The 23,216-nt window shown below is 64.5% G+C and carries 22 protein-coding genes; 13 read left to right on the forward strand and 9 right to left on the reverse strand.

Annotated elements, in window-relative coordinates:
* Nucleotides 1–65: 65 nt before the first annotated feature.
* From QMG25_RS18340 to QMG25_RS18350, 3 genes are read right to left on the reverse strand one after another with little or no spacing between them, the layout of a single operon-like run.
* Complete coding sequence (locus tag QMG25_RS18340) at nucleotides 66–869, reverse strand: class I SAM-dependent methyltransferase (protein ID WP_283462513.1); 804 nt, start codon at nucleotides 867–869, stop codon at nucleotides 66–68.
* A gap of 51 nt (nucleotides 870–920) precedes the next feature.
* On the reverse strand, nucleotides 921–1,394 hold the full coding sequence (locus QMG25_RS18345) for a tRNA (cytidine(34)-2'-O)-methyltransferase (RefSeq protein ID WP_283462514.1): 474 nt from the start codon (nucleotides 1,392–1,394) through the stop codon (nucleotides 921–923).
* 47 nt (nucleotides 1,395–1,441) lie between these two features.
* Entirely contained in the window at nucleotides 1,442–2,452 is a 1,011-nt protein-coding gene (locus QMG25_RS18350; protein WP_283462516.1) for a J domain-containing protein, read from the reverse strand.
* Between the two features lie 155 nt (nucleotides 2,453–2,607).
* Here QMG25_RS18350 and QMG25_RS18355 point away from each other — a divergent pair, with 155 nt between their 5' ends.
* From QMG25_RS18355 to QMG25_RS18365, 3 genes are all read left to right on the forward strand, one after another.
* A complete protein-coding gene (locus QMG25_RS18355) occupies nucleotides 2,608–3,003 on the forward strand; it encodes a diacylglycerol/lipid kinase family protein (RefSeq protein ID WP_283462517.1) in 396 nt (131 codons plus the stop codon).
* 74 nt (nucleotides 3,004–3,077) lie between these two features.
* Entirely contained in the window at nucleotides 3,078–3,554 is a 477-nt protein-coding gene (locus QMG25_RS18360) for a hypothetical protein (protein WP_283462518.1), read from the forward strand.
* Between the two features lie 84 nt (nucleotides 3,555–3,638).
* On the forward strand, nucleotides 3,639–4,361 hold the full coding sequence (locus QMG25_RS18365; protein ID WP_283462519.1) for a hypothetical protein: 723 nt from the start codon (nucleotides 3,639–3,641) through the stop codon (nucleotides 4,359–4,361).
* Between the two features lie 151 nt (nucleotides 4,362–4,512).
* Here the strand turns inward: QMG25_RS18365 and QMG25_RS18370 are convergent, their stop codons facing one another.
* The 4 genes from QMG25_RS18370 to folE form a co-directional block, all read right to left on the reverse strand.
* The gene (locus tag QMG25_RS18370; RefSeq protein ID WP_283462520.1) at nucleotides 4,513–5,307 is read right to left on the reverse strand and encodes a pyrimidine reductase family protein; all 795 of its coding nucleotides are present in this window, start codon (nucleotides 5,305–5,307) and stop codon (nucleotides 4,513–4,515) included.
* A gap of 34 nt (nucleotides 5,308–5,341) precedes the next feature.
* Nucleotides 5,342–6,301, reverse strand: a complete 960-nt coding sequence (gene folP / locus QMG25_RS18375) for a dihydropteroate synthase (protein ID WP_283462521.1) — start codon at nucleotides 6,299–6,301, stop codon at nucleotides 5,342–5,344.
* An 8-nt stretch (nucleotides 6,302–6,309) separates the two neighbouring features.
* The gene (locus QMG25_RS18380) at nucleotides 6,310–7,587 is read right to left on the reverse strand and encodes an NAD(P)/FAD-dependent oxidoreductase (RefSeq protein WP_283462522.1); all 1,278 of its coding nucleotides are present in this window, start codon (nucleotides 7,585–7,587) and stop codon (nucleotides 6,310–6,312) included.
* A 129-nt stretch (nucleotides 7,588–7,716) separates the two neighbouring features.
* Nucleotides 7,717–8,322, reverse strand: a complete 606-nt coding sequence (gene folE, locus QMG25_RS18385; protein ID WP_283462523.1) for a GTP cyclohydrolase I — start codon at nucleotides 8,320–8,322, stop codon at nucleotides 7,717–7,719.
* 159 nt (nucleotides 8,323–8,481) lie between these two features.
* Here folE and QMG25_RS18390 point away from each other — a divergent pair, with 159 nt between their 5' ends.
* On the forward strand, nucleotides 8,482–9,171 hold the full coding sequence (locus tag QMG25_RS18390; RefSeq protein ID WP_283462524.1) for a helix-turn-helix transcriptional regulator: 690 nt from the start codon (nucleotides 8,482–8,484) through the stop codon (nucleotides 9,169–9,171).
* Between the two features lie 72 nt (nucleotides 9,172–9,243).
* On the opposite strand, the gene QMG25_RS18395 is transcribed toward QMG25_RS18390, so the two are convergent.
* A complete protein-coding gene (locus QMG25_RS18395; RefSeq protein ID WP_283462525.1) occupies nucleotides 9,244–10,689 on the reverse strand; it encodes a S8 family peptidase in 1,446 nt (481 codons plus the stop codon).
* 232 nt (nucleotides 10,690–10,921) lie between these two features.
* Here QMG25_RS18395 and QMG25_RS18400 point away from each other — a divergent pair, with 232 nt between their 5' ends.
* From QMG25_RS18400 to QMG25_RS18440, 9 genes are all read left to right on the forward strand, one after another.
* Nucleotides 10,922–12,139 (forward strand): cysteine desulfurase family protein, encoded by a 1,218-nt coding sequence (locus QMG25_RS18400; RefSeq protein ID WP_283462526.1) that lies wholly within the window; start codon nucleotides 10,922–10,924, stop codon nucleotides 12,137–12,139.
* 207 nt (nucleotides 12,140–12,346) lie between these two features.
* The gene (gene mnmA, locus QMG25_RS18405) at nucleotides 12,347–13,486 is read left to right on the forward strand and encodes a tRNA 2-thiouridine(34) synthase MnmA (protein WP_283462527.1); all 1,140 of its coding nucleotides are present in this window, start codon (nucleotides 12,347–12,349) and stop codon (nucleotides 13,484–13,486) included.
* Nucleotides 13,487–13,558: 72 nt separating this feature from the next.
* Nucleotides 13,559–14,176: a TIGR03086 family metal-binding protein gene (locus QMG25_RS18410; protein WP_283462528.1), complete on the forward strand. Its 618-nt coding sequence runs from the start codon at nucleotides 13,559–13,561 to the stop codon at nucleotides 14,174–14,176.
* 136 nt (nucleotides 14,177–14,312) lie between these two features.
* A complete protein-coding gene (locus tag QMG25_RS18415) occupies nucleotides 14,313–15,953 on the forward strand; it encodes an ABC transporter substrate-binding protein (protein ID WP_283462529.1) in 1,641 nt (546 codons plus the stop codon).
* A gap of 127 nt (nucleotides 15,954–16,080) precedes the next feature.
* Nucleotides 16,081–17,172 carry an ABC transporter permease gene (locus QMG25_RS18420; protein WP_283462530.1) on the forward strand — a complete coding sequence of 364 codons (1,092 nt, stop codon included), beginning with the start codon at nucleotides 16,081–16,083 and terminating at the stop codon, nucleotides 17,170–17,172.
* Between the two features lie 2 nt (nucleotides 17,173–17,174).
* Complete coding sequence (locus tag QMG25_RS18425) at nucleotides 17,175–18,137, forward strand: ABC transporter permease (protein WP_283462531.1); 963 nt, start codon at nucleotides 17,175–17,177, stop codon at nucleotides 18,135–18,137.
* A complete protein-coding gene (locus QMG25_RS18430; RefSeq protein ID WP_283462532.1) occupies nucleotides 18,134–19,843 on the forward strand; it encodes a dipeptide ABC transporter ATP-binding protein in 1,710 nt (569 codons plus the stop codon). Before QMG25_RS18425 ends, QMG25_RS18430 begins: the two co-directional genes overlap by 4 nt.
* Nucleotides 19,844–19,956: 113 nt before the next feature.
* Nucleotides 19,957–20,451, forward strand: coding sequence for a chorismate mutase (locus tag QMG25_RS18435; protein WP_283462533.1), 495 nt, complete (start codon nucleotides 19,957–19,959; stop codon nucleotides 20,449–20,451).
* Nucleotides 20,448–21,677 (forward strand): uroporphyrinogen decarboxylase/cobalamine-independent methonine synthase family protein, encoded by a 1,230-nt coding sequence (locus QMG25_RS18440; RefSeq protein WP_283462534.1) that lies wholly within the window; start codon nucleotides 20,448–20,450, stop codon nucleotides 21,675–21,677. Before QMG25_RS18435 ends, QMG25_RS18440 begins: the two co-directional genes overlap by 4 nt.
* A gap of 229 nt (nucleotides 21,678–21,906) precedes the next feature.
* Here QMG25_RS18440 and QMG25_RS18445 read toward each other — a convergent pair whose 3' ends face one another.
* Nucleotides 21,907–23,199: a DUF58 domain-containing protein gene (locus tag QMG25_RS18445; RefSeq protein ID WP_283462535.1), complete on the reverse strand. Its 1,293-nt coding sequence runs from the start codon at nucleotides 23,197–23,199 to the stop codon at nucleotides 21,907–21,909.
* Nucleotides 23,200–23,216: the final 17 nt, after the last annotated feature.

The following is a 23,216-nucleotide window of genomic DNA, read 5'->3' on the forward strand; positions in this document are numbered from 1 at the left end:
ATACAAACGCTGGCATTTCCGGCAAACCGCGGCATTGTTCACAAAGTGCGGCATGTTCCGGCCCTTCAGGCGGGCACGGTGCCGGTGGCAATCAGGGCGTCCGAGTTCATGTCAATCTGAGGGCCCACCGAGTGGATGAAGTCGCGGCGGACCCGGGAGATGGCTTCGGGGTCGCGGGGGAGCAGGGTGCGCCAGCCACTGCCCATGACAAGGTTCCAGGCCATGGCGTCGTCGACTGTCAGTGTCAGCGGATGCGATTCAACCGACACGTTTTCCAAGCCGCGCCCGGTCAGCCACACGGCCAGCGCGTCCGCGGAAGCGATGCGGGCCATGTTCTTGTTGGGTTCCGGGACTACCCCGGCCAAGCGGGGACGTTCCTTGATGGCGGCTTCCAGAATGCGCCCGCCAAAGGGTTCCAGCGCCCCTTCCACCCAGGTGCTCGTGACAAGGCGGCCGCCCGGACGGAGCATGGACACGAGATGTTCCACCCCCGCCTCCATGTCAGCGAAGAAGAACATGCTGTAGGAACACAAGACAGCGTCAAAGGTGCGGTGTCCGCGCCAGGCGGTCACGTCGGCTTCAGTCAGCGTGGTGTTGAGAATCCCTTGTTTGGCCAGGTTTGCCGCCGCCATGCGCAGGAGCCCGGTGGAGAGGTCGACGCCGTCGACCGTCCCGGTGGTGCCGACGGCGAAAGCTGCCGGGATGGTGGCAGCTCCCGTTCCGCAACAGGCGTCAAGGACCTTTTCCCCTGCCTGGAGCGCGGCTGCGGCCACCACATCCCGTCCCATGGGGTCCCACAGCTTGTCCGACCACGCCTCAAATTGCAGTGCCCCATCGGTGAACGCCAAGCCAGGATCGCGAGCGGACATAGATACCTCCAGTTGGTGAAATGGACAAGGCGGAGACCCGCCAAAGAATTCTTAGGCCTGGATTTGCGCTCCGGCAAAATCGTTTTGGCGCCATGCCTCATAGACGGCAATTGAGGCGGCGTTGGCAAGATTCAGGGACCGCAGGGATGGCAGCATGGGCAGGCGCACCCGTGCAGTGATGTGCGGATCCAGCTTCACCTCGGCGGACAGTCCCGAGGATTCCTTGCCAAACATCAGCACGTCACCGGGCTGGTAGGAGATCTCCGCATAGCCCTTTTCGCCGTCGGAGGTGAAGGCAAAGACGCGTTCGGGGGCAAGTGCCTCCCACGCATCGGCCAATGTTTTGTGCACGCTCACCACGGCCAAGTCGTGGTAGTCAAGGCCTGCCCGCCGCAACTTGGCGTCGGAGAAGTCAAAACCCAGCGGTTCAACAAGGTGCAGTTCGGCGCCGGTGATGGCGGCCAGGCGGATGGCGTTGCCGGTGTTGCCGGGGATCTCGGGGGTGAGGAAAAGGATGCGAAACACGTCTTTATCCTACTGCCAGTGGAAGCGGTGGTTGGACAGCCGGGTCTTTAGTACATGCCGCCGAGCAGCCGGTCCAGCACGGACACGTCGACAACATTCGGGGCGGGCCCCGAGGCTAGGAAGTGCTTGGCCTCGCGCACAAAGCGGGCGGCGTTGGCCATGTTGATGGTGTTGGAACCGTCGGGTTCGGTGCCCCTGGCATAGTCGATGACAGGCTCAAAGAGATTTCCCGTGCTGCTGTGCACACAAACCCAGGCCGTGACATTGCATTCAGGGAAAAGTTCCTGGAAGGCCCTTGCCGCGGGAATCAGTTGAGGGGGAGCCACCACCTTGTTGCCGTGGATGAGGGTGTTGCCGTCCCAGCGGAAAGCGCCGTTGGGCACCAGCATGGAACCAATGACAGCAATCCTGTAACCCGAGACAAGCACGTGGTCCACGTAGCCCTTGCCGCCCGGTGCCGTGAGGCCGTTGATGAGCCTGGCCGCCGGAATGCCCGGCAGAATCTGGGCCATGATCAGCTGTGCGGTGCGGGCTTCCCTGGCCAGGCGTGATGAAGCCCCAAAGAGCCCGCGCTTCCGCGGCGAGCCGTGGACCGGCTGCGCAGCCCGGCTTTGCGGCATGAGCGGGGTCTCGCCGGCAGCCACGTCCGCATAGGCAGGAAGGTAGACGGCGGGAGAGCTTGCCGTGGACCGTTCCTTGCTGCCGCTGCCGCGGCGGGTGCTGAAGCCCCCGGAAGCCCCGCCGGAAGCGGCGCGGGCGGACGAGTGGGCCGAAGCCCCTCCAGCGGTGCCCGGGGCACGGGAACCCGGAGCTTGAGACCCCGAAGCGCGGGCAGTGCTGCTCCCGGTGACGCCGTAGGACCTGTCGTAGGCTTGCCGGCGCGCAGGGTCCGCTAAGACCTCGTACGCCTGCGTGATTTGGCGAAACAACGCCGCGTCCCCGCCCCTGTCGGGATGGGTGATCCGGGCCGCCTTGCGATAGGCGATCTTAATCTCGCGTTCAGAAGCCGTGCGTGCAAGTCCGAGGACTTGATAATGCGTGAGGAACTTCTCGCCCACCGGGGACCTTTCGCTAGCCAGGCAGTGCCAAAAGATCAGTCTAGCTGCCCGGCCCGCGCCGCCAATCCCCGTCCGACGCGCCCACCCGCCGGCATAATTGCCAGTGCCATGACCACACTTCCCGCAACCGACCGCCAACGCGCGGCAGCCGCCCGGTGAGCACCTCCGCGCCGTTGCGGATCACCGTCGCCATTAACCCCCGGGCAGCGTTTGGCGGCAAAGGAAAAAAGTCGCCGGGACGCATCGGCGGGCTGGCAGTGGCGCACATGCGCGACGCCGGACACCACGTGAGCGTTCTGCGGCGCCGCAGTTGCGAGGCCCTGCGCGGCGCCGTCGAGGACGAGCTTGCCGCCGGCGCCCAAGCACTTGTGGTGGTGGGTGGGGACGGCATGGTCCACCTCGGTGTCAACACTCTGGCCCACACCCCCATCCCGCTGGGGATCATCCCGGCCGGGACGGGAAACGACGCCGCCCGCGGCCTGGGCCTGGACCCCAACGACCCGGGCCGCATTGAGCGCGAGGGCCGGGCGCCGCCGTCGAACGTTTCCTGAAAGCCTGCCAGCTGCCACCGCGCACCATCGACCTGGGCCGCATTGAGCGGGAGGGGCAAGCTTTGGTCTGGTTCATGTGTGCGCTCTCAGCCGGTTTTGACGCGCTGGTCAACGAGCGGGCCAATGGTTGGCGATGGCCGCGCGGGACCTTGCGCTACCAGCTGGCAACCCCGCGCGAGCTCGCCACCTTGACACCGCGGACCTATTCGCTCGTGGTGGACGGTGAAGCGCGCAGGCAGCGGGCCGTCTTGCTGTCGATCTCCAACCTGGTCTCCATCGGAGGGGGCATGAAGATCACCCCCGAGGCGAAGTGCGACGACGGACGGTTGGATTTGTTTCTCGTCTCGCCGCTGTCTCGGCTGGCCTTCCTGCGCATCTACCCGCTGGTGTTCTCCGGACGGCACACCAGCCACCCCGTGGTGGGCATTGAACGCGTGCGTGAGGTGGCGATCGACTCGCCGGGGATCGTCAGCTATGCGGACGGGGAGCGGATCGGCCCGCTGCCGGCAACGGTCACAGTGGACCCGGGTGCCCTGCAGCTGTGGGTTTAACCCGCCCGCTTTAACCCAGCCGCCGCGGGGCGAGCGAGAGCTCCGGTTGCAACGACGCCGATGCCTGTCGGTACAGTGGATGCTGTGAATCGAAAGAGCGGCTCCACCTATCGGGCGACTGCAGCTGTGGGGCTTGCCGTTGCGGCGCTCGCAGCTTTGGGCGGATGCAGCATTTCGGTTCCCTCGCCCGTGCCGCAAACCACCGCGCAGCCCACCGCGCCACCCACCTATGCGCCGCCCACGGTGGTGGCCGGACACGACGCCGCCGCAGTGGCAGCAGCACCGATGACGTTTGCAGCGGGCACCACGCTTTCGCCGCGGGTGCCGGTGGAATTCAACGACATCCTGGGCCAGCCGCCGCAGGACTACTCTGAAACGCCCGGTCCGCCGGAGTGGAAACTGCTTAAAAAGAACGTGGCCGGCCAGACGCAGTACAGCAATGCGGCCGGCTGCCTGCTGGCCCATTGGACCACCGCCAACCAGGGCCCGCTCATCACGCAAGGCGACGACAAGGCTTCCTCCACCGAACTGATGAAGTACTTGATTCCCTCAGTGATGGAATCAGGCCTGTCGGAAGCAGAACTGCCGTGGGTTGGCGAAGCAGGCAAGCCCGGACCAAGCATTTCCTTCCTGGCCTTCAACACCAAGGCGGCCAAGGGTGTCATGGCCAGCACAGTGTGGGCGCGGATGCTCGGCGCTGCCGACACGGGCCTGCTGGTCACCCTGGCCTGCCCCAGCGATGCGTTGCTGGGCGCCATGACGCCAAAGGTGATGGCGAAATTGTCGGTGGCTCCGCCGTCGAACTAGCTGCACCGCAGAACTGACCCGCTCTTGCACCGACCGGGTCGCATTCGAAAGCGCAGCAGTCGGCAATGTTCTCGAGAAACATTGCCGACTGCTGCAGTCTCGGCGCAGGTGAAGGCCGCCGAAGGTGGGAAAAGGTGGGAAAGCAGGGCAACTAGTGGTCGGTGGAGCGCACATAACGCAGGAACAGCATGGAATCGGCCTTCATGATGCGGGCCAGCGTCATGCCTGCGGCCGCCGAAGCGTGGTCTGCGGTGTGCCTGGCAGTGTGCGGGGCGGCAGGACCGCGAGAGATCCGACCTGCCGAGCCGCCCACCAGCAGCGGCGAGATGGTCAGGCACAGCTCGTCCACTTTCCCCGCCTCGGCGAAGGTGCCCAGCAACGTTGGTCCGCCCTCGGAATGAATTCGCACCAAGCCGCGTGCCGTGAGTTTGGAAATGATCAGTTCCACGTCAAGGGAATCAGTCCCGACAGTGACGATCTCAGCGACTTTGGCCAAGGCGTCCTTGCGCCCCTGCGGGGCTGATTCAAGCGTCAAAATGAGCGGCCGCACCGGGGCCTGCGTGAACACTGCGAGCTCCGCGTCCAAATTCAGGGTGCCGGAGACAATGGCCAGCGGCGGGTGCGTGGACAACCAGTTCTCCTCCCGCCACGCCTGGGCAGTCTTGCTGAGCAGCTCTCCGCCATAGCCTTCGGCCCTGATGGTCTGGGCGCCCACCACAATGACGTCGGCGCTTTGGCGCAACAGTGAAAAAACGCGCTGGTCCCAGGCGTTGCCCAACTGGCCCGAGAGACCGTCCAGGGAAGCTGCGCCGTCAATGCTGGAGATGAAGTTGAAGCTCACCCACGGTGTGCCGCTTCGGCCCCGCTCCGGGGCGGGGGCCAGAAGTTCGTGTTCCAAGGCCGCAGCCGAGAGGACGGAGGGGTCGGGGAAGATTCGCTCAATCATGGGGAGGTCCTTAACGTTTCCGGTGAACCAGCCCTCAAGAGCCGGTTGGAGTGGCTGGTGCCGCAGGATGGTTGGCTTCGCCCATGTTGTGCCTGAGGTACGCCGGCCTGCGCCATCCCAGCACCGCCTCCGTCATGCCGATGGCAGAGCTGGCCGAGGCAACATTGTGCATGCGCAAAATCCGGGCGCCGCCGAGCATGCACACCACTCCGGCTGCGAGCGAACCCTCCAGGCGGTCGTCCTTGGCCTGGTTGAGGGTTTCGCCAATGAAGTCCTTGTTGGAAACTGCTGCCAGGGCCGGAAAACCCAGCGCGGCTATTTCGTTGAAGCGACGCGTGATCTCCAAGGTGTGCAGGGTGTTCTTGTTGAGGTCGTGCCCGGGATCAACAATGATCTTGTCGGCCGGGACGCCGAAGGAGAGGGCCAGTTCCACCTTTCGAGCCAGGAAAGCCGCCACCTCGGAAACAACGTCGTCGTACTGCGGTCGTGGGAACACGGTGCGTGGCCTGGCCAGCGAATGCGTAATGACCACATGGGCTCCGGATTCCGCCACCACCGATGCCATGTCCGGATTGGACAGACCCGTGGTGTCGTTGATGACAGTGGCTCCGGCGGCAATGCTGCGGGCCGCCACCTCGGGCAGGAACGTGTCAACGGAGATGATCACGTCGCTGGCGGCCGCCACGGCAGCGATGACCGGCACCACCCGATCGCCCTCTTCCTCGGCGCTCAGCGCCGGCCCCGGCGCGAACGGGACCCCGCCAATGTCAACCCAGTCGGCGCCGTCGTCCACGGCCGCCAGCGACGCGGCAACCGCAGCATCGAGGGCGAAGGTGGCCCCGCCGTCGTAAAAGGAATCAGGGGTCCTGTTGATGATGGCCATCAGCGCCACCTGCCGGCTGAAATCGATGGTGCGCGAGCCGAACCGGTGGACCGGGTGGAGCAACGGCGGAGTGTAAAACGGGGCAGCCGTGGCAGGGGCCGAAGTGGTCATACCCACCATCAAATATCCTCCAGCGGGGTTTCCGGGTCAGCCAGCTTGGTCGTGTCGACGGTGCGGCCGGAGCTGATGAGCGCCTTGATGGCCTCCTGAACGTCCCAAATGTTGACGTTCATGCCGGCCACCACGCGTCCTTCCAGCACCCAGAACGCAACAAACTCGCGCTTCTCCAGGCTGCCGCGGACCACGATTTCGGCATCCTTGGCCAGTGCGCCGAAGCCGGAGTATTCCATGCCGAGGTCGAATTGGTCGGTGTAGAAGTAGGGGATGTCATCGAGCACGGCAGTCTGGCCGAGCATCGACTTGGCGGCGACCTTTCCGCTGGCAATGGCGTTGGCCCAGTGTTCGGAGCGGGCGTACGCCCCGGTGGCGGGGTGCATGGCGTTGGCCACATCGCCGGCGGCAAACACGTCCGTTGCGGAAGTCTGCAGGCTGGCGGTGACCTCAACGCCGTTGTTGATGGTGAGTCCGGCATCCTTGGCCAGCGCAATGTTGGGCACCACGCCCACGGCGACAATGACAATGTCCGCCGGCAGCGTGACCCCTGTGGTGGTCAGGACGGACGTGACGGTGCCATCGGTGCCCTGGATTTCGGCGGCGCTGGCAGGGAGCACGAACTGCACGCCGGCTTCCTTGTGGCGGTTGGCGAAAACCGTGCCGAGTTCATTGCCGATCGCCACCGACAGCGGCACGTCCTCCAGGCCCATCAGCGCCACCTTGTTGCCCAGCTCGGTGGCCGTGGCGGCGATTTCCATGCCAATCCAGCCGGAGCCGATCATGACAACATTCTTGCCGCCGCCGGTGAAGAGTTCCTTCATGGCAAGGCTGTCGGCCTTGGTCCGGAACGTGTGGACGCCCTTGAGGTCGACGCCGGGAAACGGGATGTGGCGCGGTGCTGCGCCTGTTGCCAGCAGGACCTTGGCATACGAAAGGCTGGTGTCGTTGCTCAGGCCCACGGTATGCGCTCGCGGATCAAGTGCGGTGGCGGCAATGCCGGTCAGGAGCGTGACGTTGTTCTCCTGGTACCACTTTGCCGACAGCGGCAGCAATGCATCCTCGTCCTCCTTGCCGGCCAGGAACCCCTTGGACAGTGGTGGGCGCTGGTAGGGGATTTCCGCTTCGTCGGCCACGATGGTGACAGGGCCCGTGAAGCCTTCCTTGCGCAGGGTTTCTGCGGCGGTGGCAGCCGTGAGGCCCCCGCCAATAATCACCATGCCGGCATCTGCAGGGGAGGGCGTGCTTGAAGCTCCTGTGCCTGGTGTGCTGCTTGACTCGTTCATGATCGAAACTCTTTCCGTGGAAATTTTGTGTCTCTTGAATGAAAGTGGGCCTTCGGCTCCGCGGGCCCCAACGGGGCACGGCAGCCAGACGCATTGGGGAGGAGCCGGGGGCTGCTCCAGGGAACCGACCTAGGGGAACTGCTCCCGCAAGGGACCGGCGTCGGACAGCAGGCCGGTGAAAACGGACGTGCGGGTCATTGTGCCGGAGGTTTGCACGCCTCGCAGGGACATGCAGGTGTGCTCGGCTTCCATCACGATCCCGACCCCGCGCGGGGTCAGCGTGGTTTCCAGCCAATCGGCGATTTGCTGGGTGAGGCGTTCCTGGACTTGAAGGTCGCGGGAGAAGAGCTCGACGCCGCGGGCCAACTTGGAGAGCCCAAAAAGCCGATCGCCGGGAAGATATCCAACATGGGCCACACCCCGGAACGGCAAGAGGTGGTGCTGGCACAGTGAATGGAAGGGGATGTCCTTTACCAGCACCAGGCCTTGGTATCCATCCTCGTTCGGGAACGTGGTCCATGACGTGTCACGTGGGGTGAGCATTTCCGCATAGGCGGCGGCCACCCGGCGGGGAGTGTCCAAAAGATGGGGGTCGGTTTCGTCGCGGCCCAGCGCCCGCAGGAACTCGGCAATGGCGGCCTGGGCCCTGGGCAGGTCGATCCCCGACGGAACCGCGAGCGATTCAGGGTCTTCAAAGGTGAGCAGGTCAGGCAGCGACGCGCTGGAGAGGGACATTTCCAACCCTTTCTAAAGATTGTATTATTGACTTTAGAAGCGCAGACTCGAAGCGTCAAGCATGCAGGTAACAATCCACCATCTGCCAAGCATGGGCCGCCAGCGTCGGCACTCCACATCGGCAGGAAAGGACACAGGCCAGCGGCCATGAATCAACCCGTGAAGCAACCCTTCGCACACACTCCCGGGCTTGACGAGCATCAGCGCCTGAGCGCCGTCGCCTCGCTGGGGGATCCGCTGCGCAGGAAGCTGTTTGAGCTGGTGCGCGAATCCACGGGTGCGCTGAGCCGCGACGAGTGTGCGGCCGCGTTGGGCCTGCCCAAAAGCACCATCAGGGCCCAGCTTGACCGCCTGGTGGAGGAAAAGTTGCTGCTGGTGGAATTTCGCAAAATGGGCGCCAAGTCCGGCCCCGGCTCCGGCCGTCCCACCAAGCTGTACACGGCGGCACAGAGCGAAGTCAGCGCATCGGTGCCACCACGCCACTACGACCTCGCCGCAAGCCTGCTGGCGGCAGCTGTCCAGCGCTCCATGGATTCCGGGGAAGGCATCGAGGAGTCCGTGTCCGCAGTGGCCTTTGCGGAGGGTCGGCGCAGGGGGGCGGAAGCCGGCAACATCCACCAGCTGCTGGCCGACACCGGTTACAGTCCCGAACCCGACGGCAACGGCGGCACCATCATGGCCAACTGCCCCTTCCACCAGCTGTCCCGCGAACACACCGCTGTGGTGTGCGCACTCAATGGCTCACTGCTCAGCGGGGCCCTCGAGGGTTGCTCCGACGAACGGCACAGCCTCGAACCCGACGCCGAGATATCGCACTGCTGCGCACGGCTGGTCCCCCAGGAATCTTAAGCATTTCCGGCGGCCACCTGGAAAGGCGGCCGCCGGAAAGGACACGGACGGATTTTCGGCAGGAACGGTGCCCTACAGCACGGCCTGCAAGGCATCCACAATGCCTTCACCGTAGTAGCTGTTGTTGGACAGTTTGCCGATGCACTCGGCACCGGTCGGCGTTGCAGATGGCATGCAGATATGGTCCTCGGCCTGCTTGCCCAATTGTGAAATCAGCTGCTTCGGCTTCCAGCCCGGGTGCTGGGACTTCATCAGTGCCAGCACGCCGGCAACTTGCGGTGAAGCCATCGAGGTGCCGCTGAGCAAGCCGTAGCCATTGTTCGGCAACGTGGACAAGATCCTTGATCCGGGCGCTGCCACGTCGATGGCGTTTAGCCCGCGGTTGGAGAAGGATGACAGCTTGCCGGCCTGGTCGGTGGACGAGACCGTCACCACGCCCTCCAGCTCGGTGGGCATGTCGTTGCATCCATTGTTGATTTGGCGCTCAATCCCGGCGCTGTCGTTGGGGCTGACATCGTCGGTGGTCTTGTTGGCCAGGTCGTAAGAGGCGTTGCCCGCGGCCGCCGCGTGCACCACCCCCTGCTTCGTGGACCATTCGACTGCGCGCTCAACGGCGACGCGCACGGCCTTCTGGTCCGGCTGGTCGTCGCACCAAAACTGCATCGGGTCGACGTAGTAGCTGTTGTTGGTGACATCCATGCCCTTCAAGCCCGCCCACATGAAACCGCAGATGGCGTACTCGGGATAGATCGAGCCGGCATCGTTGACCACCTTGACGGAGGCCATGCGCACGTTGGGGGCCACGCCCACAATGCCCACACCGTTGCGGGCGGCACCGATGATGCCGGCCACGTGGGTGCCGTGGGACGAGGTGGTGGGGTTCCAGCCCGTCGGAGAGGTGTCCGGCCGCCCGGCATTGGTGCAGTTGACGGAGTTGGCCACGTCGATGTTCGCCTGGAGGTCGGGGTGGTTGGGGTCGATGCCGCTGTCCAGAACGCCGACCAGGACGTTGCGGGAACCATCAGTGACCTGGTGGGCCTGGTCCGCCTTGATCTGCACCTGGCTCCATTGCTCGGCTTCACGGGGATCCGCGGCGACGCCGTCGAAGGTGGCGTCGCCATAGAGCAGATCAGACTCGGCCAGCTGCTTTTTGCGCTGCTGCGGAGCTTTCTGCCACGGAGTGTAAATGCCGTCCGGGGTGCCTTCCGCCACCGGGATGGTGCGTGTTGCACCCACCGATTCCACGGAGGCGTACCCGTACTTGAGGATGTCGGAACGGAAGCTGGCACTCTCGGATTGGACAATGACCACGCCGATCTCGGGCCACTGCTGGACGGCGACGCCGCCGGCTGCCGCGACAGCCCGCACCACATCCCGGGTCTTCTTGGGGTTGCTGGCTTTCGCGTTGACCACATAGCTCATGAGCTCGCCGTCGGCTGCGGGAAAGTCGACGGGCGTGGAGTGTTGATCGGGTGACGCCGCCATGGCGCTTCCGCCGAGCATGGTGGTTGCGGCCATTGCGACTGCGCACAGGGCAGCCGCGGTGGTGCGTCTAAATCGTGCTGTTTTCATGTATTCGCCCTCCCGGGACTCTTGTGTGATGCAAATCACCCACATACTGCCAGTGCAGACGGGCAGTGGCAAGGGATTTAGTGCGGTTGTGGACAAATCGGCAGGCGAATTGGCCGTTTGGACAACGTTTACCGGAACCCCGGAGGGGCAGGCTGCCTGAATGGCGTAGAATCGGTGGGTGCCCGTGTACCTTGATCACGCGGCGACCACGCCAATTTCGGCCCCGGCCCTCGCCGCACTCACCTCCGTTATCACCCGTAGCGGCAATCCGTCCTCGCTCCACGGATCGGGCCGACGCGCCCGCGCCACGGTGGAAGCCGCCCGTGAAAGCATTGCTGCAGCCGCCGGCGCGCACCCCACGGAAGTCATCTTCACCTCCGGCGGGACCGAGGCAGACAACCTCGCTGTGAAGGGGCTTTACTGGTCCCGCAACGCAGCCGAGCCTCGCCGCACGCGCATTCTTGTCTCCAGCATCGAACATGCCGCCGTCCAAGACACCGTTGAATGGCTACAAAAGCACGAGGGCGCAGAAGCCGTCTGGCTGCCGGTTGATGAACACGGCACCGTGAGCCTTGCAGCCTTGAAAAAGGAACTGGACGACGGCGCGGACTCTGTGGCACTCCTCAGCTGCATGTGGGCCAACAATGAAGTCGGCACCATCCAGCCCGTCGCCCAAATCACGGCGCTCGCAGATCAGTACGGCATCCCGGTGCACTCCGATGCCGTCCAGGCCTTCGGGTCAATTCCGGTGAATTTCAAGGACTCCGGACTGGCTGCCATGTCCATTAGCGGCCACAAGATCGGCGGCCCCGTGGGTGTCGGCGCGCTGCTGCTGGGCCGAGAAGTGGTCCTGACACCCGTGCAGCACGGCGGCGGACAGGAACGAAGCGTACGGTCCGGATCGCTGGACACCGCCGGCATTGCAGCCTTTGCCGCAGCGGCCCGGGACGTCACCGAGAACCTGGCGGAGGAAAGCAACCGCATTGCCGGGTTGCGCAACCAAATCATTCACGCCGTCCGCCAATCCGTCCCGGAGGCAGTGCTGCGAGGCTCCGACCCGGCTGACCATCCCGACACACGGCTCCCCGGCAACGCCCACTTCACCTTCCCGGGTTGCGAAGGCGATTCGTTGCTGTTCCTGCTGGACATGGCTGGCATTGAGTCCTCTACCGGCTCGGCCTGCACGGCAGGGGTCCCGCGACCCTCCCACGTGCTGCTGGCCATGGGCCTTGACGAAGACACCGCACGTGGCGCACAACGCTTCAGCCTCGGGCATACATCGAACCAACAAGACGTTGACTCCTTTGTGGCAGCGCTGCCACAAGCCCACACCATGGCCAAGCAAGCCGGCATGGCAGGGCACCAATCCACCATCCAAACCGCGAGTACCTGGTAGTTATGCGACGTACCTTCGCTTTACATGGCCCCCGCCCGCTGCGCGGACGCCCGAAAGGTTCCGGCCGAGGGTCCCGCTTCGAGCTTGCGAGGAGTGGGAAGGCCGGGAGCGTGCTCCCGGGGCCATGCAAAGCTCCGGTCCGTCGCAAGCTCTGAAGGCAAGCGGATGGTGGACGAGTAGTTTTTAGTTTCAATTGAGAGGTAAGCAATGCGAGTATTGGCCGCCATGAGTGGCGGGGTTGACTCCGCCGTAGCCGCCGCCAGGGCAGTGGATGCCGGGCACGACGTCGTCGGGGTTCACCTGGCGCTCTCCCGCATGCCCGGGACCCTGCGCACGGGAAGCCGGGGTTGTTGCACCGTGGAAGACTCCAACGACGCTTGGCGCGCCTGCGACTTGCTGGGCATTCCGTATTACGTCTGGGACTTCTCCGAGCGGTTCAAGGAAGACGTGGTCCAGGACTTCATCGACGAATACGCAGCCGGGCGCACACCCAACCCCTGCATGCGCTGCAATGAGCGGATCAAGTTCGCTGCCCTGCTGGAAAAGGCCATCGCGCTGGGCTTCGATGCCGTCTGCACGGGCCACTACGCGAAGGTCATCACCGACGCCGAGGGCAACCCGGAGCTGCATCGCGCCGCCGACTGGGCCAAGGACCAGAGCTACGTCCTCGGGGTCCTGACCCACGAGCAGCTCAAGCATTCCATGTTCCCGCTGGCCGACACCCCCTCCAAGGCCGAAGTTCGCGCGGAGGCCGAGGCGCGTGGCTTGTCCGTGGCCAAAAAGCCCGACAGCCACGACATCTGCTTCATTCCAGACGGTGACACGGCCGGGTGGCTGGCCGAGAAGATCAAAATGACCGACGGCGAGATCGTCGACGAGGCTGGCGCGAAGGTGGGGGACCATACCGGATCGAACCAGTTCACGGTGGGCCAGCGCCGCGGCCTGAAGTTGGGCACTCCGGCCTCCGACGGCAAGCCCCGCTTTGTGCTGGAAATTCGCCCCAAGGAGAACAAGGTGGTCGTGGGTCCGCACGCGCTGCTGGCCATCGACGACATCAAGGGCATCAAGGTCTCCTGGGCCGGGCTTCCCATCGCCGAGGTCGCCACGGGTGCCGAGTTTGACTGCCACGCCCAGGTCCGCGCCCACGGCGACCCCGTCCCGGCCCGCGCCTTCGTCGGCGAAGTGCTGGACGACGGCGTGTCCCGGCAAACCTTGACCGTCACCTTGGGTGAGCCGCTGCGCGGCGTGGCGCCGGGCCAGACAGTGGTTTTGTACCAGGGCAGCAGGGTGCTGGGACAGGCCACGATTGATTCGGCGAGGTCGCTGGCACGGCCAGAGATGCCGTAGCAATCCGGCGGGCTTGCACAGCTGGCGTAAACTTCCACTAATGGTGACTTGGCTCACGGAAGGACCACACTCATGCACCCGCATACAGTTCCCAACCCGCTTCAGCTCTTGGAGAGTGCACTCAATCAGTGCGCCGAAGTCATTGGGGCCATCCCGGCGAACCAAGCGGAATGGGCCACGCCCTGCCCGGAGTGGAATGTCCAGGACCTGCTGCATCACTTGGTGGTGCAGGATTTGCACAAGTACACCATCATGGCCCGCGGACACAACGTTGACCCGCTCGCTGCGGAAGCAACTGTAGGCGCCGACTGGTCCACCAGGTTCAGTGACGGTGCCATCATGCTGATGCGAGCCTGGTTGAGCGCAGACCTCAGTGCGCAAGTGGCCCTGCCCGGCGGTGGCGAGGCGCCCCTGCGCAGTCGCATCGGCCTGCAAATCACCGAATTCACCGTCCATGCCTGGGACTTGGTGCGGGCCACCGGGGTGCCCGTCGTGTTGGATCCTGCCCTGGCAGAGCAGTCGCTGGCCTGGGCGCAGCGGACGCTGAAGCCCGAGCATCGCAACGCAGAGCGGGGGATAGGCCCGGAAGTTCGTGTTCCACTGACCGCGGACCCCTACACCAGACTGGCTGGATGGTTCGGACGCAGCCCGTATTTCAGGACAGGGCCCTGGGCCGCGTCGCTTAGATAACCATCTGGTTGCAACTTCCTCTTTGCCGCCACGCGCTGCAGGGATCTCTGATAGAGATATAAGCATCAAAGGCGTGTTTCAGCTCACACGATGGCGTGTGGGCTGTTCCATGCAAAGCTCAAGAGAAAGTTTGCTGATGACTAAGAATAGATTTGGTCTGAAGTCGGTCATTTCCCTGGCGGGCGTCTCTGTCCTGGCGATGACGGCATGCACAGGCCCGGCAGGCGACGGAGAAGGCACCGGCGGCGGCGCAACAGGTGGCCCCGTAGTGGTGGGCACCACCGACAAGGTCACTTTTCTGGACCCCGCAGGGTCCTACGACAACGGCTCGTTCATGGTCATGAATCAGATCTATCCGTTTGTCTTGAACTCGGCCCCCGGAAGCGCCGACCCGAAGCCCGACCTGGCCGAGTCGGCGTCGTTCACATCTCCCACCGAGTACACGGTCAAACTCAAATCGGGATTGAAGTGGGCCAACGGCTCGGAGCTTGACTCCAAGGACGTGAAGTTTTCCTTCGACCGCCAGCTGAAGATCAATGACGCCAACGGTCCGGCAACGCTGCTGGGCAACTTGGAAAGCGTCGCTGCCCCGGATGCCACCACCGTGGTATTCACGCTCAAACTCGGCAATGACCAGACGTTCCCGCAGGTGCTGACAAGCCCCGCGGGCCCCATCGTCGACGACACCGTTTTTAGCGCCGACAAGATCACCAACGACGAAGACATCATTGCCGGAAAGGCCTTTGCCGGCCAATTCGACATCGACACGTACAAGAAGAACGAACTCATCTCGTTCAAGAAAAACGCCGACTACAAGGGTCTGCTGGGCCCGGCGAAATCCGACGCCGTGACAATGAAGTACTTCGCGGACTCCACCAACATGAAACTCGAAGTGCAAAAGGGCAGCATCGACGTTGCCTGGCGCAGCCTAACGGCCACTGACATTGAAAGCCTCAAGGGCGACAAGAACGTCAGGGTGGACATCGGACCGGGCGGGGAAATCCGCTACATTGTCTTCAACTTCGACACCATGCCGTTCGGTGCGAAGACCGCAACCCCGGATGGCGCCAAGGCACTCGCCGTGCGCCAGGCAATGGCCGACACGATTGATCGCAAGGCCATCGCCGAGCAGGTTTACAAGGGCACTTATCTGCCGCTGTACTCCTTCGTTCCGGCCGGCTTCACCGGCGCCATCGAGCCCTTGAAGAAGGACTACGGCGACGGCAATGGCGCCCCGGATGTGGACAAGGCCAAGAAGACACTCTCCGACGCCGGCGTCAGCGAAACCGTCACACTGGACCTGCAGTACAACCCGGACCACTACGGTTCCTCCTCGGGTGATGAGTACGCTGCCATCAAGGCACAGCTGGAGAAGTCCGGGTTGTTCAAGGTGAACCTGCAGTCCACCGAGTGGGTGTCGTACTCCAAGCAGCGCACGGACAATGGAGGCGCCTACCCGCTGTACCAGTTGGGCTGGTTCCCGGACTATTCGGATGCCGACAACTACCTCACGCCCTTCTTCAGCACGGACAACTTCCTGAAGAACCATTACAGCAACCCGGCCATCCAGAAGATGATCACCGAGCAGCTGACCATGACCGATCAAGCAAAGCGCACCAAGCTGATCGAGGACATCCAGATTGCCGAAGCGAAGGACCTCTCCACGCTGCCGCTGCTGCAGGGTGCCCAGGTGGCAGTCTCGAACGTTGACGTGAAGGGAACCGCCGACACCCTGGACGCTTCGTTCAAGTTCCGGTTGGGCGTCCTGTCCAAGTAGGACCGTCCGGCGCTGCTTGGCAAGCATGGCCGCCCGTCAACAGGGCGGGGCTTTCTGACAAAGGACGCCCCGCCCTGTTGCGCGACATGAACCACCAGAACCCCCTGTAGCACAGAAACAGGCACACATGACCGCAATGATTGACCTGCCCGATGCGCAACCCGCAGGACAGGCACCCGCAAAGAGGAAAAAGGCCGGGGGCAGCCTGGGCAAATATCTGCTCATCCGCTTCGCCTTGATCTTCCCCACCATTCTCATCCTCGTCACCATGGTGTTCTTCCTGATGAGGCTCACCGGCGACCCCATCACGGCGGCCCTGGGCGGACGGCTCGCACCGGACCAACTGGCCATCCGCATCCACGATGCCGGGTACGACCGACCCATCTTCGTCCAATATTTTGAATATCTGGGCCAGATGGCCACGGGCAACTTTGGCCGCACCATCTCCGACAACCTGCCCATCTCCGGCATGCTGGCCACCTACGGCACCGCCACCTTGGAACTGGCCATCAACTCGCTGATTGTGGCCCTGGCCATCGGCATCCCGTTCGGCATGCTGGCAGCCTACAAGCGCGACAAATGGCATGACGCCGTCCTGCGCGTACTGGCCATCTCCTTCTACGCCACGCCGGTCTTCTTCGCCGGGCTGTTGCTCAAGCTCCTATTTTCCATCTGGCTGGGCTGGTTCCCCGTGGCCGGACGGGCCAGCACGAGCACCGAAATTGACATGGCATCCCTGTCCGCACCCACCGGCATCTACTGGCTGGATGCGCTGCGCAGCGGCAACCTGGACGCGTTCTGGGACATCGCACAGCATTCTGTCCTGCCCGCGGTGGCACTGGGCCTGCTCACGGCGGGGATCTTCCTGCGCCTTGTGCGCACCAACGTGATTGGCACGCTGAGCAAGGACTACGTTGAGGCCGGCCGTTCCCGCGGCGTGAGCGAATACCGGCTGCTGACCAAGCACGCCTACAAGCCGGCGCTGATCCCCATCATCACCGTCATGGGCTTGCAGATTGCACTGCTGTTGGGCGGCGCCGTCCTGACCGAAACCACTTTCGAGTGGAAGGGGCTGGGTTTCCAGCTGGCCCACTACCTGACGGCGCGCGACTTTGTTGCCGTCCAGGGGATCGTGGCACTGCTGGCCGTGATCGTGGCCATCACCAACTTCATTGTTGACGTCATTGCCGCGCTGATCGACCCGAGGGTGAGGTACTAGCCATGGAGAGAAAAAAGTCCCTCTTCAGCCGCCTTCCCGTCATCTCCCAGCTCAAACAAAGCATGGGCCTGCAGCGCGGCATGCTCATTGCAGGCATCCTCATGACCGCCATCTTCCTCTTGACGGCCGCATTGGCGCCGTTGATTACCCCCTACGGCCCAACCCAGCGCTTCAACGAAACCCAGGAGCCGCCGTCGTCCGCGCACATCTGGGGCACGACGGCGGGAGGCTACGATGTCTTTTCCCGCACCATTTGGGGTGCCCAGACCGCGTTCCTGGTGATTGTGGTGGCCGTGGTGCTGTCGATTTTCATTGGCGTGATCCTCGGACTGCTTTCGGGCTACATAGGCGGCTGGCTGGACCGGATCCTGGTGGTGGTGGCCGATGCGATTTACGCCTTCCCCACACTGCTGCTGGCCATGGTCATGTCCATCGCCATCAGCCACGGCCGCTCCAACATGTGGTCGGGCATCTTCTCCGCTGCGATCTCCATCACGGTGGTGTTCATTCCGCAATACTTCCGCGTCATCCGGGCCGAGACCATCAGGCTGAAGGCCGAGCCGTTCGTGGAATCGGCCATTGTGGTGGGTGCCTCAAGCGTGCGCATCATGGCCCGGCATATTTACAAAAACGCGACCCGGACGCTGCCGCTGATCTTCACGCTCAACGCTTCCGAGGCAATCCTGACGCTGGCAGGGCTGGGCTTCCTGGGCTTCGGCATTGAACCGTCCTCCGCAGCCGAATGGGGCTACGACCTCAACCACGCCCAGACCGACGCCGCCTCCGGAATCTGGTGGACGGGTGTGTTCCCCGGTGCCGCGATTGTGTTGACGGTGCTGGGCCTGACCCTGCTCGGCGAGTCCATGAACGACCTCAACGATCCGCGGCTGCGCGGACGCAAACGGTCCAAGAAGAAGGCCCGAACCATGAATGGGAACAAGCAAGAGCAGGTGGTGGACGCATGAGCGGCGCCACGGGAAATACCTCTGCGAGGCAGGGTGCAGGGCAGCCGGTGCTGGACATTGAGAAGCTGAAAGTCACCTTCGCCACCGACCAGGGGGACGTGAAGGCCGTCAAGGATGTCAGCTTCACGGTGGCCCCGGGGGAGATTGTGGCCATTGTGGGCGAGTCGGGCTCCGGCAAGACCGTCACGGCCAAGGCCATCCTGGGCCTGCTCCCGGACACCGCGATCAGCAGCGGGGCAGTGGTGATCAGCGGCAACAACATTGTCAGCGTTGGCGAACGCCAGTTGCGCCAGATCCGCGGCCGCGACGTCGCCATGGTGTTCCAGGAGCCCTCCACGGCGCTGAACCCCGTGTATACGGTGGGCTGGCAGATTGCAGAAGGTTTGCGTGCCCACCGGCCCGAGGGCAAAAGGGTGGGGCGGAAAGCGGCGCGCAAGCTTGCCATTGAGGCGCTGGCCAAGGTGGGGATGCCCGAGCCGGAGAAGCGGGTTGATTACTATCCGCATCAATTCTCCGGCGGACAAAAGCAACGCGTGGTCATTGCCGCAGCGTTGGCGCTGAATCCGGGGCTGATCGTGGCGGACGAGCCCACCACGGCCCTTGACGTGACAGTCCAGGCCGAGATCCTTGAACTGTTGCGCGACCTCCGCGACCAGTTCGGGACCTCCATCGTGCTGATCACGCACAACATGGGCGTGGTGGCGGATCTGGCAGACCGCGTCGTTGTCATGTACGAAGGCGACGTGGTGGAGGAAGCCGGCTCCGCGGCCTTGTTCGCCGCCCCGAAGCAGGAATACACGCGGCAGCTGCTGGCCGCAGTGCCGCACCTGGGCCGCAATTCGGCATCTGCCGGTTTCACCACCAGGGCGTTCCAGGACAAGGAAGTGCTCGTTGAAGCCAAGGACCTGGAGGTGGAGTACCCGGGACGCTTGGGAAGTCCCGCCTTCAGGGCAGTGGACAAGGTCTCCTTCACCATCAGCGCGGGGGAGGTGTTTGGCCTGGTGGGGGAGTCCGGTTCCGGAAAGACCACCATCGGGCGGGCCATTGCCGGGCTCAACCGCACCACGGGCGGCTCGTTGCAGGTGCTGGGCTACGAGATGCTGGACTACAAGGAGCGCTCTTTCCGGCCCTTGCGCAAGGACATCGGATTTGTGTTTCAGGACCCTGCCGCGTCCTTCAACCCGCATCTGAGCATTGGCGAGTGCGTGGCCGAACCGCTTGTCATCCACACGGATCTGTCCGGGGCCGCCATTACGGCGAAGGTGGGGGAGCTGCTGGAGTCGGTGCAGCTGCCGCGGGCCTACGCCAAGCGATTCCCGCATGAGCTTTCCGGCGGGCAGCGCCAGCGCGCATCCCTGGCCCGCGGCCTGGCGCTCAAGCCCCGGCTGCTCGTTGCCGACGAGCCCACCTCGGCCCTGGACGTTTCGGTGCAGGCCAAGGTGCTTGAACTGTTCCGTGAGATCCAGACGGAGCTGGGCTTTGCTGCCTTGTTCATCAGCCACGACCTGGCCGTGGTGGACATCCTGGCTGAATGGGTCGGGGTGCTCTACAAGGGCAAGCTGGTGGAGCAGGGGATTGGCAGCCAGATCATGGGCAGTCCGAAGGACGACTACACCAAGCGGTTGATTGCTTCCCTTCCCGTGCCCAACCCGGCCGAGCAGGCTGAACGCCGCGCCGTCCACCAAGCACTGCTGGGAGGGAAATAGGCCGGCGGTTGAACAGGCTGGTGGAACAGCGTTGGAACGGCGGCGGCGGTTGCGGCGGTGCACCGGGGCGGAGGAGAGTTTTTTCTGCCCGCTGCACCGCCTAAACTGTGACTATGAGCGAACCGAGCCACGCAGAGCACTTGTCCGTTGAAGATTTCGATCCGGGCGCCAGTTCGCTCACGGGCGCCGTGGACCCGGCGATCATGGCCGAGCTGTTGACCATCCGTTCCAGCATCGACAACTTTGACGCCACGCTGGTGTACCTGCTGGCCGAGCGGTTCAAGGCCACCCAGCGCGTGGGCATTCTCAAAGCAAAGCACCGGCTGCCACCGGGGGACCCCAATCGCGAGCTCGCCCAGATCCAGCGCCTGCGCGCCCTCGCCGAGTCCGCCCACCTCGACCCCGCCTTTGCCGAAAAATTCCTGAACTTCATCATCAGCGAGGTCATCCACCACCACCAAGCCATTTCCGAGAGCCATTCAGCCGTTGCGGCAACCGGCGTCGTGCCCGTGGAGAGCGCTGACGGCCAACGCTTTGTGGCCCATCCCGAGGCATCGCCTGCACACCCGGCCGCAGCCACCGACGACGGCGGTACGCAGCTTCAGTGAACCCCTCACCTGCCCGTGGGGCCGGCCATGCCCCTGTCGCCGAGCCCGCCATGGCCGCCGAGCCCGCAGCGGCCCAGCCGGAGACCACAGCCACCTCTTTAGGCGGCTGGCCGGGGACCGACCCGGTGGAAGCCACCAAGATTTCCTTGGGCCTGTTCACGGATCCGCACCTTCCGTCCCTGCCCGACCTCCCGGCGCGGGGAGTGGGTTCCGACGCCATTGGCCGCACGGCAGCGCTGCTGGTGGAACTGCCGGTGGATGTCCAGCCCTATGGCTGGCGCTTTGTTGACCGTCCGGGCCTGGACCACCGACGAGCCGTGTCGGCGTTGTCCACGGACATCAATGTGCTGGCCGACGTGGCCGGCGCGGCGGACATTGCCCCGGCAACGTTCAAGGTGCATGTTGCCGGCCCGGTGACGTTGGCTGCCGCCATCCATCTGCACTACGGCGAGCGGGCGCTGCGGGACCACGGCGCCCGGCGGGACGTTGCGCAGTCGCTGGCGGCAGGGCTGGCCAACCACGCACGCAGGCTGGCTGCGGCCGTGCCCGGGGCGGCATTGACACTGCAAATTGACGAACCCCATGTGGCGGCCGCCTTGGCCGGCACCATCCCGACGGCGTCGGGCTACAGGACGCTGCGCTCCATCCCGGCGGCGGAACTTCGTCACACATGGACTGAGCTTGTCACGGCAGCCCGGGCGGCGGGCTTTGCTTCGGTGGCGCTCAACCTGGCCGATACCGGGGAGGGTCTGGGCCTGGACACAGTTGCCGAAAGCACCACCACGGGACTTGGCAGTGCAGCGACCAGCAGCACAGAGAGCAGGGCTGCCGAGGCCGGCGCTTGGTGCACGGCCCTGGAGACGGCCCTTGAATGCGGGATCGACGCGGTGGCCGTCCCGTTGCGCCGCCTTGACACGGGGCATTGGGAACAGCTGGCAGGTGCCATCGAATCGGGCCTTGGCGTGTGGGCAGGCACTGTCCCGCCCAACACTGTGAAGGCCAACACTGTGGCGGCCCGCGCAGGCCTCGCGCTGCCGTCATACTCGGTTTTGGTGGAGCGGATCATGCGTCCGTGGAGGGGTTTGGGCCTGGCGGAAGCGTCCTTGAACCAGCTGCGCATCACACCGGAACGCGGCCTCGCCGGTGTCTCCCCGCAGGAGGCACGGGCCATGGTGCAGCGGACGCTGGAAGTCGCCGAAGAACTGACGACAATTCGCAACGCCTGACCCTCCCCGACGCTCCTGCAGAACCGGGGCCTGTTTCCCTGACGCTCCTGCAGATCCGGGGTAAGTTTCCCCGACGGTCCTGCATCCTCGGGTCATTTTTTCCTGATGCTCCTCCGCCGTGTTCAGCGTCTGCGGCGCTTCATTGGCAGTGCAGGAGGGTTGGCCAGAATGGGCCCGAACGTGCAGGAGGGTTGGAGTGAATGGCCCCGAATGTGCAGGAGCGTCGGTATTAGAGGCGGCCGGCGGCCTTGAGCCTGATGTACCTGTCCGCCAGTTGCGGCGGAAGGTCTTCCGGGGCCGCGTCCACCACTTCCACGCCTGCCTGCTTCAGGACTGCCGTGATGGCCGAGCGGCGGTTGAGTGCGTGCTCGGCAGCGGCGGCACGGTAGGCCGCCGTGGTGCTTGAACGCTCAAGGCGGGCCTCGTCAACGGCTGGATCGCGGACTGCGGCCACCACCACAATGTGCTTTTGCGCCAGTGTTGCCGCGAGCGGGATCAGGCCCTCCTCGGCAGCCCCGGCATCAAGGGAAGTCACCAGCACCACCAGGGCGCGGTGCGCCGTGACGTCGCGGACTTGGCCGGGAACGGCCGCCGTGTTCAGCTCGATGAGTTCAGGCTCAAGCGGGGCCAAGGCCTGCACCATGGCGTTGAGCATATTGCCCTTGCCGGTGGAAGAAACCTTGACCCGGACGCGGCGGTCGTACGCGACGAGGCTCACCCGGTCCCCGCCGCGCTCAGCCAAAACCGCCAGCAGCAGGGACGCTTCAATGCCCGTGTCAAGGGCGGTTTCGTCCGCAATCCTGGCTGCCGAGGTGCGCGAGGTGTCAAGGACAATGACCACGCGCCGGTCCCGTTCGGGCCGCCACGTGCGGACCACCACGTCCCGGCGCCGGGCCGTGGCGCGCCAGTCGATGGAACGGACATCGTCGCCGCGCACATAATCGCGCAGTGAATCGAATTCCGTGCCGGCACCGCGGATTTGCACGGCTGCCCTGCCGTCGAGCTCGCGCAGCTTGCGCAATTTGGAGGGCAGGTGGCGTTTGGAGTTGAACGGCGGCAGGACACGCAAAGTTCCGGGCGCGGCAATGGTGCCTTGCCGCGCGGCCATGCCCAGTGGGCCAAAGGAACGGATGGCGACCTGCTCGGTGTGCAGGTCACCGCGCCGGGCAGGGCGCAAGGCAACTGTGAGCGCAGCCCGTTCGCCGGGGCGAATGTGCACGCTTTGCAGTGAATTGGTGGCCCCGGCCGAGGGCTGCCAGCCGTCCTTGACCTGGGCGCGGAGCACGCGGGCAGACTCATTGGCCAGCCGCAGCATGGCGGTGGCAGGTTCGCCCAGGCGCACTCCGGAAGGGAGGGTGCGTTGCAGTGCCACTTTGCGCGGCGATGCGGCGAGGGACGTGTCAACCACCAGCACCAGGATCAGCACGGCAAGGGCCAGCAGCCAGGTCATGGGTCCGGGCAGGGCGATGATGGGCACCAGTGCCGCGAGTGCCAAGAAGAAAAACCTGCCCGAAATTGCCATGGTGGTATGTGCCTGCC

The organism is Arthrobacter sp. H35-D1, assembly GCF_030063185.1.
Taxonomy (GTDB): domain Bacteria; phylum Actinomycetota; class Actinomycetes; order Actinomycetales; family Micrococcaceae; genus Specibacter.